At 72.7% G+C, this 11,719-nt stretch carries 11 protein-coding genes; 7 read left to right on the top strand and 4 right to left on the bottom strand.

Features of this window, described 5'->3' with window-relative positions; all coding sequences use genetic code 11:
• Positions 1-197: 197 nt before the first annotated feature.
• On the bottom strand, positions 198-467 hold the full coding sequence (locus ACH4PY_RS14315; protein WP_398180793.1) for a DNA-binding response regulator: 270 nt from the start codon (positions 465-467) through the stop codon (positions 198-200).
• 234 nt (positions 468-701) lie between these two features.
• The gene (locus ACH4PY_RS14310) at positions 702-1,799 is read right to left on the bottom strand and encodes a PAC2 family protein (RefSeq protein WP_398180788.1); all 1,098 of its coding nucleotides are present in this window, start codon (positions 1,797-1,799) and stop codon (positions 702-704) included.
• A 328-nt stretch (positions 1,800-2,127) separates the two neighbouring features.
• On the opposite strand from ACH4PY_RS14310, the gene ACH4PY_RS14305 reads away from it, so the two are divergent.
• The 7 genes from ACH4PY_RS14305 to ACH4PY_RS14275 all read left to right on the top strand — a co-directional run bounded on the left by ACH4PY_RS14305 (position 2,128) and on the right by ACH4PY_RS14275 (position 9,985).
• Positions 2,128-3,453, top strand: a complete 1,326-nt coding sequence (locus ACH4PY_RS14305; RefSeq protein WP_398180785.1) for an enolase C-terminal domain-like protein — start codon at positions 2,128-2,130, stop codon at positions 3,451-3,453.
• Positions 3,450-4,244: an SDR family NAD(P)-dependent oxidoreductase gene (locus ACH4PY_RS14300; protein ID WP_398180782.1), complete on the top strand. Its 795-nt coding sequence runs from the start codon at positions 3,450-3,452 to the stop codon at positions 4,242-4,244. Before ACH4PY_RS14305 ends, ACH4PY_RS14300 begins: the two co-directional genes overlap by 4 nt.
• 171 nt (positions 4,245-4,415) lie before the next feature.
• Complete coding sequence (locus tag ACH4PY_RS14295) at positions 4,416-5,453, top strand: sugar ABC transporter substrate-binding protein (RefSeq protein ID WP_398180779.1); 1,038 nt, start codon at positions 4,416-4,418, stop codon at positions 5,451-5,453.
• 6 nt (positions 5,454-5,459) lie between these two features.
• Positions 5,460-7,040 carry a sugar ABC transporter ATP-binding protein gene (locus ACH4PY_RS14290; RefSeq protein WP_398180776.1) on the top strand — a complete coding sequence of 527 codons (1,581 nt, stop codon included), beginning with the start codon at positions 5,460-5,462 and terminating at the stop codon, positions 7,038-7,040.
• The gene (locus ACH4PY_RS14285) at positions 7,037-8,074 is read left to right on the top strand and encodes an ABC transporter permease (protein ID WP_398180773.1); all 1,038 of its coding nucleotides are present in this window, start codon (positions 7,037-7,039) and stop codon (positions 8,072-8,074) included. The genes ACH4PY_RS14290 and ACH4PY_RS14285 overlap by 4 nt, the downstream gene beginning before the upstream one ends.
• 76 nt (positions 8,075-8,150) lie before the next feature.
• Positions 8,151-9,128 carry an aldo/keto reductase gene (locus ACH4PY_RS14280; RefSeq protein ID WP_398180770.1) on the top strand — a complete coding sequence of 326 codons (978 nt, stop codon included), beginning with the start codon at positions 8,151-8,153 and terminating at the stop codon, positions 9,126-9,128.
• A 2-nt stretch (positions 9,129-9,130) separates the two neighbouring features.
• Complete coding sequence (locus tag ACH4PY_RS14275; protein WP_398180767.1) at positions 9,131-9,985, top strand: amidohydrolase family protein; 855 nt, start codon at positions 9,131-9,133, stop codon at positions 9,983-9,985.
• Between the two features lie 146 nt (positions 9,986-10,131).
• Here ACH4PY_RS14275 and ACH4PY_RS14270 read toward each other — a convergent pair whose 3' ends face one another.
• Together ACH4PY_RS14270 and ACH4PY_RS14265 are read right to left on the bottom strand one after the other, a co-directional pair.
• Positions 10,132-10,803 (bottom strand): FadR/GntR family transcriptional regulator, encoded by a 672-nt coding sequence (locus ACH4PY_RS14270; RefSeq protein ID WP_398180764.1) that lies wholly within the window; start codon positions 10,801-10,803, stop codon positions 10,132-10,134.
• Between the two features lie 101 nt (positions 10,804-10,904).
• Positions 10,905-11,702 carry a DUF6597 domain-containing transcriptional factor gene (locus ACH4PY_RS14265; RefSeq protein ID WP_398180761.1) on the bottom strand — a complete coding sequence of 266 codons (798 nt, stop codon included), beginning with the start codon at positions 11,700-11,702 and terminating at the stop codon, positions 10,905-10,907.
• Between the last annotated feature and the right edge of the window lie 17 nt (positions 11,703-11,719).

Raw genomic sequence — 11,719 nt, 5'->3', positions numbered from 1 at the left:
GGGCCCCCCCCGGGGGGCGCGGGGCGGGGCCGCGCGGGGGGGGGCCGGGGGGCGGGGTGGGGCGCCCGCCCCCCCCCGGCCGGGTGGGGTTTGGGGGGGGGGGCGCCCCCGCCCCCGGGGGCCCCGCCCCTCCTTTTTTCTGCTCCGGGGTCCCCCCATTCCCCCCCGGCTCGGACGCCCCCCCGCGCCCGGGTCTGTTACGTGCAGCTGCTCGCGGCGGCCCTGCCCGCGAGGTCGGCAGCGTTTCCGGGGATTTCCCGGGCCGCCAGCAGGTTGAGTTCCGCGACTTTCAGCCCCAGCGCGAAACGGCCGGAGACACCGAGGCTGTCCATCATGTGGCAGATACGCCGCTGGATGGTCCGATGACCGCGTGAGAGTTTTCTCCCGATGGTCGCGTCGGACAACCCCTCGCTCATTAACGCCAGAATACGGAAATCTACGTCATCCATACGTTCGTCGATTACCATGATCCCCCCCCGGGGAAGGTATGCCAACGGATGAACCTCATGCTAACCGGCGACAGTTCCCCTTCGCAACTAACGTTCCGATAAGCGCGGGTGGCCGTACCGGGCACGGGATCCGTCCGTGGATGGCGGGGGATCGGCAGCCGACGCCGACATCCTGCCAGGTGCCGGACGTGGGTGCTTTGGCATGGCGTGCCCGGCTCTTGACGATCCGTTGCCTGTGCCGGGCCGCGCGGCCTACTGCGGGTCCTCCCCGGTGCCGTCGCCGCCGGAGGAGCCCCCGGGGGAGTCCCCGGAGTCCTTGGAGCCGTCCCCGGAGTGGTCGTCGGTGCCGTTGTCGGTGCCGTTGTCGGGGTCGGCGGTGCTTCCGCTCTTCCCCTCCGTGTTTCCCGCCGGCCCTTCGGTGTTTCGCGGTTCCTCGGGCCGCTGCTGACGGCCGAGGTCGCGAAATTGCGGGACGCCGTCGCCGCCTTCGCTCGCGTAACCGCCGGGCTGCGGGTCCCGGCGTCTCAGATAACGCTCAAATTCCCGTGCGATGGCCTCGCCCGACGCCTCCGGCAATTCCGCGGTGTCGCGCGCCTCCTCCAATGTCTGCACATATTCGGCGACCTCGCTGTCCTCGGCGGCCAGCTGGTCGACGCCGACCTGCCAGGCCCGCGCGTCCTCGGGCAGCTCGCCCTGCGGGATACGCAGGTCCAGCAGGTCCTCCAGGCGGTTGAGCAGGGCGAGGGTGGCCTTGGGGTTGGGCGGCTGGGAGACGTAGTGCGGCACGGCCGCCCACAGGCTGACCGCGGGCACCCCGGCGTGCGTGCAGGCCTCCTGGAGGATGCCGACGATGCCGGTGGGGCCCTCGTAGCGGGACTCCTCCAGGTCGAGCGCGGTGGCCAGGTCCGGGTCGGAGGTGACGCCGGTGACCGGGACCGGGCGGGTGTGCGGGGTGTCGCCGAGCAGCGCGCCCAGCACCACGACCATCTCCACGCCCAGCTCGTGCGCGAAGCCCAGCAGCTCGTTGCAGAACGACCGCCAGCGCATGCTGGGTTCGATGCCGCGGATCAGGACCAGGTCGCGCGGTTTGGGGGACTGGATCCTGGCCACCGACAGCCGGGTGGTCGGCCAGGTGATCCGCCGGACACCGTCCTCCATCCACACGGTGGGGCGGTTGACCTGGAAGTCGTAGTAGTCCTCGGCGTCCAGCGCGGCGAAGACCTCGCCCTTGAACTCCCGGTCCAGATGGGCCACCGCGGTGGAGGCTGCGTCCCCGGCGTCGTTCCAGCCCTCGAACGCCGCCACCATGACCGGATCGATCAGCTCGGGTACTCCCTCAAGCTCGATCACCCGGCGCCTCCTTCCGGCCGGCGGGGCCGTGCGGCCCCGATCCGGCGCTGCTCTCACTTGCTCGTCACGTGCGTCACCAGCCTACGTGCCCAGGCCCGCGCGGACGGCGGTCCCGCCGCTGCCGGGGCGTTACCGGGGCGACCTCCGGCGGGCGCCGGGGGGCCGTCCCGCGGCCGCCGCGGGGGCCCGGGACCGCCGCCGAGACGGGACCTGGAGACATCCGATCTGTTATCAACAACTTCGCCCAGCCCCCTGGACGGGCACCCGGCACCCCCGCTATACATCGGATCATCAAGAAAAGATCCGATGTCTCGCGACGGGAGTGTGCATGAGTCCGACCATCACCGAGGTCGACGTGTACGACATCCGCTTTCCGACCTCGGAGCAGCTCGACGGCTCGGACGCCATGAACCCCGACCCCGACTACTCCGCCGCCTACGTCGTGCTCCGTACCGACGCCCCCGGCGGCCTCGCGGGGTACGGCCTGTGCTTCACCATCGGCCGCGGCAACGACGTCGTCGCCGCCGCGATCGGGGCGCTGCGACCCTATGTGGTCGGCCGCCCGGTGGACAGTGTCACGGGCGACCTCGGCGCCTTCTACCGGCTGCTCACCCATGACTCGCAACTGCGCTGGCTCGGCCCCGAGAAGGGCGTGATGCACATGGCCGCCGGGGCGGTGGTCAACGCCGCCTGGGACCTCGCCGCCCGCGCGGCCGGAAAGCCGGTGTGGGCGCTGCTCGCCTCCATGAGCCCCGACCAGCTCGTCGACCTCGTCGACTTCCGCTACCTCAGCGACGCGCTGACCCGCGACGAGGCGCTGGACATCCTGCGCCGCGCCGAACCGGGCCGCGCCGCCCGCGCGGAGACGCTGCGCCAGGAGGGCTACCCGGCGTACACCACCGAACCCGGCTGGCTCGGCTACTCCGACGAGAAGCTCACCCGGCTCGCCAAGGAGGCGGTAGCCGCCGGATTCGGCCAGATCAAGCTCAAGGTCGGCGCCGACCTGGAGGACGACCTGCGGCGGATGCGACTGGCCCGCGCCGCCGTCGGCCCGGACATCCGCATCGCGGTCGACGCCAACCAGCGCTGGGACGTCGCCGAGGCCCTGGAGTGGATGGCGGCGCTGGCGCCGCACGACCCGTACTGGATCGAGGAGCCCACCAGCCCGGACGACGTCCTGGCGCACGCCGCGGTGCGCGCCGGGCAGCCCGTCCGGGTCGCCACCGGTGAGCACGTCGCCAACCGCGTCGTCTTCAAGCAGCTGCTCCAGGCCGGGGCGGTGGACTTCGTCCAGATCGACGCCGCCCGCGTGGCCGGCGTCAACGAGAACCTGGCGATCCTGCTGCTGGCCGCCAAGTTCGGCGTCCCGGTCTGCCCGCACGCCGGCGGCGTGGGCCTGTGCGAGCTGGTCCAGCACCTGGCGATGTTCGACTACGTCGCGGTCTCCGGCAGCCTCGAAGGCCGCGTCATCGAGTACGTACCGCATCTGCACGAGCACTTCACGGACCCCGCCGTCGTCGAGAACGGCCGCTATGTCGCCCCCTCGGCGCCCGGCTTCTCGGCCCGTATGGTTCCGGAAACGCTCACGGACTACCGCTACCCGGACGGGCCCGTGTGGCAGGAGCGTGCCCAGCGACAGGAGTTCACCCGATGACCGACGGCACCACCCCCGCACCCCTGCAGGACTTCGCCGGCCTGACCGCCCTGGTCACCGGCGGCGCCTCCGGTATCGGCGCGGCCACCGCCGCCCTGCTCACCGCCCGCGGCGCCCGCGTGGCCGTGCTCGACCGCGACCCGTCCGGCGCCCCCGCGGGCTGCCTGCCGGTCGCCGCCGACGTCACCGACGACGCCGCCGTGCGCGCCGCCGTCGAGCAGGCGGCGGGCGAACTGGGCGGCCTGCACGTCCTGGTGAGCAACGCCGGCATCGGCGCCATCGGCACCGTCGAGGACAACACCGACGACGAGTGGTCGCGGGTGCTGGACGTCAACGTCCTCGGCATGGTCCGCACCGCCCGCGCCGCGCTGCCGCACCTGCGCCGGGCCGCGGCCGAACGCCCCGGCACCGCGTCGATCACCCACACCTGCTCCATCGCCGCCACCGCGGGGCTGCCGCAGCGCGCCCTGTACAGCGCGAGCAAGGGCGCGGTCCTCTCGCTGACCCTGGCGATGGCCGCCGACCACGTCCGCGAGGGCGTACGCGTCAACTGCGTCAATCCCGGGACCGCCGACACCCCGTGGATCGGCCGACTGCTCGACCAGGCCGGAGACCCCGCCGCCGAGCGCGCCGCCCTCAACGCCCGGCAGCCGATGGGCCGGCTGGTGACCGCCGACGAGGTCGCCGCCGCCATCGCCTACCTCGCGAGCCCCGCGGCCGCCGGTGTCACCGGCACCGCGCTCGCCGTGGACGGCGGCATGCAGGGACTGCGGGTGCGCCCCGCCAACTGACCGGCGCGCACCACCGCCGGCCGGCGCACCCCGGCCGGCACCGCACCACCGAGCACCATCACGCACCACCACCGAGCAGCACCGCGCACCACCACCGGCACCACCCACCGGTACCACCGCTCCACCCGCACCACCCCGAGCCGACACACTCCCGAAGGGCAGAACTCGACGATGAGACTGCGCAAGACGACCGTTGCCGCCCTCACGGCGCTGCTCGCGGTCACCGCGCTCGCCGGCTGCAACAGAGGCAGCGACGACAAGGCCGGCAGCTCCGGCAAGGTGGGCATCGACCTGCCGCGCTCCGACAGCGACTTCTGGAACTCGTACAACAGCTACATAGAGAAGGACCTCAAGAGCGACGGCGTCTCCGCGCTGCCCCGCACCAACTCGCAGAACGACATCGGCAAGCTGGTCTCCAACGTCCAGACCTTCACCGACCAGGGCGCCAAGGCGATCGTGATGGCCCCGCAGGACACCGGCGCCGTCGCCTCCACGCTGGACAAGCTGGCCGGCAAGAAGATCCCCGTGATCAGCGTCGACACCCGCCCCGACAAGGGCAAGGTGTACATGGTCGTGCGCGCCGACAACAAGGCGTACGGCTCCAACGCCTGCGACTACCTGGGCAAGCAGCTCGGCGGCAAGGGCAAGGTCGTCGAGTTCGAGGGCGCCCTCGACTCCATCAACGGCCGGGACCGCTCCGAGGCGTTCGCGTCCTGCATGAAGAGCAAGTTCCCCGGCATCAAGGTCATCGAGCTGGCCACCGACTGGAAGGGCGACGTCGCCTCGGCCAAGCTCCAGACCACGCTCGCCTCCGACCCGGACATCAACGGCATCTACATGCAGGCCGGCGGCGTCTTCCTGCAGCCCACGCTCGCCCTGCTGGAGCAGAAGCACCTGCTCAAGCCGCCGGGCACGCCGGGCCACATCACGATCATCTCCAACGACGGCATCCCGGACGAGTTCAAGGCCATCAAGGAGGGGAAGATCGACGCCACGATCTCCCAGCCGGCCGACCTCTACGCCAAGTACGCGCTGTACTACGCCAAGGCCGCGCTCGCCGGGCAGACCTTCAAGCCCGGCCCGACCGACCACGGCTCCACCATCGTCGCCATCCCCAACGGGCTGGAGGACCAGCTCCCCGCCCCGCTGGTGACCAAGGACAACGTGGACGACCCGAACCTGTGGGCCAACCAGCTCGGGAAGAGCTGAGCGCGGATGAGCAACGCATCGACGCCCTCCACCCCGTCCGCACCGGCCGCGGTGCACGCCGAGGGCATCGTCAAGCGCTTCGGCCCGACCGTGGCGCTGGACCGGGTGGGCATCACCGTGGCGGTCGGCGACTCGCACGCGCTGGTCGGCCGCAACGGTGCGGGCAAGTCCACGCTGGTGTCGGTGCTGACCGGGCTGCACGCCCCCGACGCGGGTCGGGTCGCCTTCCTCGGCGAACCCGCGCCCGCCGCCGGGGACACCGCCGCCTGGCAGTCCAAGGTCGCCTGCGTCTACCAGAAGTCCATGGTCGTCCCCGAACTGACGGTCGCCGAGAACCTGTTCCTCAACCGTTTCGGACGCGGCCGGATCCGCTGGCCGAAGCTGCGCGCCGACGCCGCCGCGCTGCTCGCCGAATACGGCGTGGACGTCGACCCCGCCACCCGGGCCGCCGACCTCACCGTGGAGCAGGGGCAGTTCGTGGAGATCGCCCGCGCGCTCTCCTTCGGCGCCCGCTTCATCATCCTCGACGAGCCCACCGCGCAGCTCGACGCGTCCGGCATCGACCGGCTGTTCAGCAAACTGCGCGAACTCCAGCAGCAGGGCGTCGCGTTCCTCTTCATCTCGCACCACCTGCAGGAGGTCTACGACCTGTGCAGCACCGTCACGGTCTACCGCGACGCCCGCCACATCCTCACCTCCCCCGTGGCGGAGCTGGGGAAGGCGGACCTCGTGGCGGCGATGACGGGCGAGGCGGCGCAGGGCGCGACGAGCTGGCACGCGGGGCCCGGCCTCGACGAGGGGACCCGCGACGAGGCCGGTGACGGCGCCGGCGCCGAACCCGTGCTGCGCGCCGAGGGGCTGACGCTGGACGGCGTCTTCGAGCCCATCGACTTCGCGGTGCGGGCCGGAGAGGTCCTGGGCCTCGCCGGGGCCACCGCGAGCGGCAACACCGCGCTCGGCGAGACCCTCGTCGGCCTGCGCAAGGCCACCGGCGGCAGCACCGCCGTGTCCGGCACGGTGGTACGGCCCGGCAGCGTGCCGCACGCGCTGAACGCCGGGATCGGCTACGTCCCCGAGGACCGGCACCGGCAGGGCCTCGTCCTCGGGCGCAGCGTCGCCGAGAACGCCACCCTCACGGTGACCGACCAGCTCGGCCCGTACGGCACCGTGCTGCCGTCGCGGACCCGGAGCTTCGCCCAGCGGATGATCGACTCGCTGGACATCAAGACCTCCGGGCCCGCGCAGCCGGTGTCCGACCTGTCGGGCGGCAACCAGCAGAAGGTCGTGATCGCGCGGGCGCTGGCCCGCGACCCGCGGGTGCTGGTGGCGATCCGGCCCACCGCGGGTGTCGACATCAAGTCGAAGGACTCGCTGCTCGGCGTGGTCCGCTCGGTCGCCGACCGCGGCGACGCGGCGGTCATCGTCTCCGACGAGCTCGACGACCTGCGGGTCTGCGACCGGGTGATCGCGCTCTTCCACGGACGGGTGATCGCCGAGTTCGGCAGCGGATGGAGCGACCGGGACCTCGTCTCGGCGATGGAAGGGCTGCCCGCGGGCGCGGGCGGCGACAAGGGAGCCGAGGAATGAGCGAGACCACCCAGTTGACCGCCGACGCGGCGGTGTCCGGCAAGCCCCGCGCCGCGGCGCCGCGCTTCCAGCTCGCCCGCTACCGCGACCTGTCGCTGATACCCGTCATCTTCGTGCTGGGTGTCATCGGCTTCATCGTGTCGCCGGTCTTCCTGACGTCCGACAACCTGATCGGCGTGCTCCAGCAGAGCAGCGAGCTGAGCCTGCTGGTGCTCGCCGAGGCGATGATCCTGATCTGCGGCCGGATGGACCTGTCGCTGGAGTCCACCATCGGCGTGGCGCCGGTCATCGCGATGTGGCTGGTGATGCCCAGCAGCGGACCGGCGACCTTCCACGGCATCGGGCTCTTCCCGACCTGGTCCTCGATCCCGGTGTGCCTGCTGGTCGGCCTGCTGATCGGCGCGGTCAACGGCTTCCTGATCCTGAAGCTGCGGGTCAACGGCTTCATCGCCACGCTCGGCATGCTCACCATGCTGCGCGGCCTCCAGGACGGCGTCGCGCAGGGCAAGTCCATCGTCGCCGTGCCCGCGTCCTTCTCCTACCTCGGCAAGGCCGAGTGGGCCGGGGCGCCCGCGGCGGTGTGGATCTGCCTGCTGCTGTTCGTCGTCGGCGGCCTGGCCCTCGGCTACCTGCGGCACGGCCGCGCGCTCTACGCGATCGGCGGCAACACCGAGGCGGCCCGCGCGGCCGGCATCCGCGTCGACCGCATCACCTGGACGGTGCTGGCGCTCGGCGGCCTCATCGCCGCCTTCGCCGGTGTGCTCTACACCGGCCACTACGGGGCCATCTCCGCCACCCAGGGCGACGGCTGGATCTTCCAGGTCTTCGCCGCCACCGTCATCGGCGGGGTCAGCCTCAACGGCGGCCGGGGCACCCTCTTCGGCGCCCTCACCGGCGTCGTCAGCCTGCAACTGGTCGTGAACGTCACCACCCTCGGCGGTGTGCCGCCGCTGTGGGACAAGTTCCTCTACGGTGCCATCATCATCGTCGCCCTGATCATCTCCCGCTTCGCCAGCGGCGAGAAGCAGGACTGACACCACCGTCCCCGTCCCCCCGTCCCCTCTCCCTCCCGGCGCACAGCCGGCCGGGCCCCGCAGAAAGACACCACGTATGCCCCTCCCGGCACTGCCCCGGCTCGGCCTCGGCTGCGCGCCGCTGGCCAACCTCTACCGCGCCGTCACCGACGAGGAGGCGGCGGCCACCGTGGCCGCCGCCTTCGACGCGGGCCGGCCCGTCACCTATCTCGACACCGCGCCCCACTACGGCCTCGGCCGCTCCGAGGAGCGGCTGGGCCGGGCGCTCGCCGGCCGGGACCGCGCCTCGTACGTGCTGTCCACCAAGGTCGGGCGCAGGCTGCGGGACCTGGAACCGGGCGAGGAGCCCGACGGCCAGGGCTTCACCGACGTCCCGGCCCGCGCCCGGGTCTGGGACTTCACCGCCGACGGCATCCGCGCCACGCTGGAGGGCTCGCTGGAGCGGCTCGGCGTGGACGCCGTCGACATCGTCTACCTGCACGACGTCGAGGACCACCTCCCGGAGGTCTACGACAGCGGCTTCCCCGCCCTCGCCGCACTCCGCGACCAGGGCGTGGTCAAGGCCATCGGCTTCGGCATGAACCTCAGCGGTGTGCTCGCCCGCCTCGTCGCCGACCTCGACATCGACGTGGTGCTGTGCGCGGGCCGCTGGACCCTGCTGGAACGCACCGCCTACGACGACCTGCTGCCGGTGTGCGAACGCCGCGGCACCAGGGTCGTCGTCGGCGGCGTCTACAACTCCGGGCTGCTCGCCGACCCCGGCCCCGGGGCGCACTACAACTACGCCGCCGCGCCGCAGCCGCTCGTGGACCGGGCGCTCGCCATGGCCCGCGTCTGCGGCGAGTTCGGCGTCCCGCTGCGGGCCGCCGCGCTGCGCTACCCCTTCGCGCACCCGAGCGTCGTCTCCGCGCTGGTCGGCGCCGCGAACGCCGACGAGGTCCGCGACAACGAGGCGATGTTCGCCCACGACATCCCCGACGCGATGTGGCACGCCCTCGTCGCCGAAGGGCTGCTCGACACGGACGTGCCGCTGCCCCTCACCGCGGGGGAGTGACCGTGCCCGAACCCTTGAGCCGCACCCGGCGGATCGACGCCCACCACCACCTGTGGGACCTCGGCCGGCGCCCGCAGCCCTGGATGACCGGGCCCGAACTCGACCCCATCGCCCGCACGTTCGCCTTCGCCGAACTGGAACCGCTGCTCGACGCGCACGGGCTGGACGCCACCGTGGTCGTCCAGTCCAGCTCCTCCCTCGACGAGACCCGCGAACTCCTGGACACCGCCGCGGGCTCCGGCGGGCGCGTCGCCGGGGTCGTCGGCTGGGCCGACCTCACGGACCCGGCGCTCGCCGACGTCCTGGCCTCGCTGACCGGCCCGCTGGTCGGCATACGCCACCAGGTCCAGGACGAGGCCGACCCGTGGTGGCTCGCCCGCGCGGGCGTCCGCCGGGGCCTCGCGACCGTCGCCGCGGCCGGCCTCACCTACGACCTGCTGGTCACCCCGCGCGAACTGCCCGCGGCGCTCGACACGGTGGCGGCACTGCCCGAACTGCGCTTCGTCCTCGACCATGCGGCCAAGCCGCCCGTCGCCTCCGGCGGGTGGGAGGCGTGGGCGACGCAGATCGCCGCGCTGGCCGCGCTGCCGAACGCGGTGTGCAAGCTGTCGGGGCTCGTGACCGAGGCGGACTGGTCCGGCTGGGAGCCGGCCGACCTTCTGCCGTACGCACGGCACGTGCTGGCCGTTTTCGGGCCGGACCGGGTGATGTTCGGCTCCGACTGGCCCGTCTGCACGCTGGCGGCGTCCTACGGCGACGTGCTCGCCCTCGCCGCCGAGGCGACCTCGGACCTCTCCCCGGCGGAGTCCGCCGCGGTCTTCGGCGGTACCGCTGCCGCGGTGTACGGGCTGGGGTGAGGCCACGGGGGTGCCCCGTGAGGCCCTTCGCGCGATCTTCCCGCCGTAGGGCGCGAAGAACTGCGCGAGCAACCCACCACGCGTAAGGTCCCGGAAAACAGCGGGCCCGGCAGGGCGGGGGGAAGCACCCCCCGGCCGGCCGCAGGTCACAGCGTCGAGCGGAGCCACTGTTCCACTGAGGCGATGTGGACCGTCGCCCAACTGCGGGCCGCTTCCGCGTCGCGGTCGCGGAGGGCGCCGAGGATCGCCCGGTGCTCCAGGAGCGTGCGCGACACCGCGTCCTCCTGGGTGAGGCCGCGCCAGACGCGGGCGCGGGTCGTGGGGCCGGACAGTCCGTCGAGCAGGGAGCACAGGACGGAGTTGCCGGACGCGGCGACGATCCCGCGGTGGAACTCCAGGTCGGAGGCGACCAGCTCCTCCACCGACGGCTGCGCCCCCAGCGCGTCGAGCTTGCCCTGGAGGGCGTCCAGCTCGTCCTCGGGGATGCTGATCGCGGCCATCGCGGTTGCCGCGGGTTCCAGGATGCGGCGCACCGCCAGAAATTCGAGCACCGTGTCGTCGCGGTGGAAGTCCACCACGAAGCTCAGCGCCTCCAGCAGCAGTTGCGGGTCCAGGCTCGTGACGTAGGTGCCGTCGCCCTGCCGGACGTCGAGGATGCGGATGAGGGACAGCGCCCGTACGGCCTCGCGCAGCGAATTGCGGGAAAGGCCCAGCTCGGCGGCGAGTTCGCTCTCCTTGGGGAGCCGGTCGCCGGGCCGCAGCGCTCCGGAGACGATCATCTCCTTGATCTTCTCGATCGCCTCGTCGGTGACCGCCATCCCGCGCCCTCCCCTTGGTACAGGTCCGCAGCGCCGCCAGACCTCCGATGTATATCCTCATTATGTGCCCGAAGGGCCCGAACACCTAACGAAACCGGGATTCACGCCCCCGCGTATCTGCCCGGCGGAGCCCCCACCGCGGCGGTGAAGTCCCGGGTGAGGTGGGCCTGGTCGGCGTAGCCGAGGTCCGCGGCGAGCGCGGCCCAGTCGATGCCGGTGCCCGCGTCGGCGCGGGCGGCGGCCTCGTGCAGCCGGGCCCGGCGCAGCACCCACTTGGGCGAGGCCCCGACGTAGTCGGCGAAGAGCCGCTGGAGCCGCCGTACGGACATGTCCAGCTCGCGGGCCAGCGCGTCCACCCGGAAGAGCTGGGGGCTCGCGGTGATCCGTTCGACGAGCGCGGCGACCTCGGCGACACGCGGGTCGGGCGGCGCCGCGGGGAGCCGCCCGGTCAGGAAGCGATCGGCGAGCGCGGCCATCTCCGCGAGGTCGTCCAGCGCCAGGACGCGCCGCCCGGTCTCCTGCGCCCCGGGCCCGAACAGGGGCGCAGCGGGCACGCAGCGGTCGGCGAGCGCGGCCACCGGCCCGGTGGCGAAAGCACGGAAGGCCCCGGGCCGGAACTTGACCCCGAGGACCTGCCCGGTACCGGCCAGCCGCCGTACGTACACCTCGCGCTGCACCCCGTAGACGAGCGGCCCGTCGGGCTCGAAGACCAGGTGCACGTTGGGGTGCGCGAGCACCTTCTGCTCGTAGGGGGCGCGGCCGCGCAGATCCCAGCGGGGGTTCCAGTAGAAGTCGACGAGCGCGGCCAGCTCCGGGGCGGGCGGGTGGGTGCGCACCTCCAGGAACTCCGCGGCGGCCTCCGGACGCAGCACCCCGCGGTGGAAGCCGTGCCTGCTCATGGGCCCAGCCTATGCGG

The organism is Streptomyces sp. NPDC021224, assembly GCF_044332905.1.
Classification (GTDB): domain Bacteria; phylum Actinomycetota; class Actinomycetes; order Streptomycetales; family Streptomycetaceae; genus Actinacidiphila.
Note: the sequence above shows the minus strand (reverse complement) of the source record. Positions and strands in the feature narration are given on the sequence as shown.

What these genes read in the sequence shown, in the direction of transcription:
- ACH4PY_RS14315 (WP_398180793.1), bottom strand. Translation starts at nt 467, where the DNA reads ATGGTAATCGACGAACGTATGGATGACGTAGATTTCCGTATTCTGGCG.
- ACH4PY_RS14305 (WP_398180785.1), top strand. Translation starts at nt 2,128, where the DNA reads ATGAGTCCGACCATCACCGAGGTCGACGTGTACGACATCCGCTTTCCG.
- ACH4PY_RS14300 (WP_398180782.1), top strand. Translation starts at nt 3,450, where the DNA reads ATGACCGACGGCACCACCCCCGCACCCCTGCAGGACTTCGCCGGCCTG.
- ACH4PY_RS14295 (WP_398180779.1), top strand. Translation starts at nt 4,416, where the DNA reads ATGAGACTGCGCAAGACGACCGTTGCCGCCCTCACGGCGCTGCTCGCG.
- ACH4PY_RS14290 (WP_398180776.1), top strand. Translation starts at nt 5,460, where the DNA reads ATGAGCAACGCATCGACGCCCTCCACCCCGTCCGCACCGGCCGCGGTG.
- ACH4PY_RS14285 (WP_398180773.1), top strand. Translation starts at nt 7,037, where the DNA reads ATGAGCGAGACCACCCAGTTGACCGCCGACGCGGCGGTGTCCGGCAAG.
- ACH4PY_RS14280 (WP_398180770.1), top strand. Translation starts at nt 8,151, where the DNA reads ATGCCCCTCCCGGCACTGCCCCGGCTCGGCCTCGGCTGCGCGCCGCTG.
- ACH4PY_RS14270 (WP_398180764.1), bottom strand. Translation starts at nt 10,803, where the DNA reads ATGGCGGTCACCGACGAGGCGATCGAGAAGATCAAGGAGATGATCGTC.
- ACH4PY_RS14265 (WP_398180761.1), bottom strand. Translation starts at nt 11,702, where the DNA reads ATGAGCAGGCACGGCTTCCACCGCGGGGTGCTGCGTCCGGAGGCCGCC.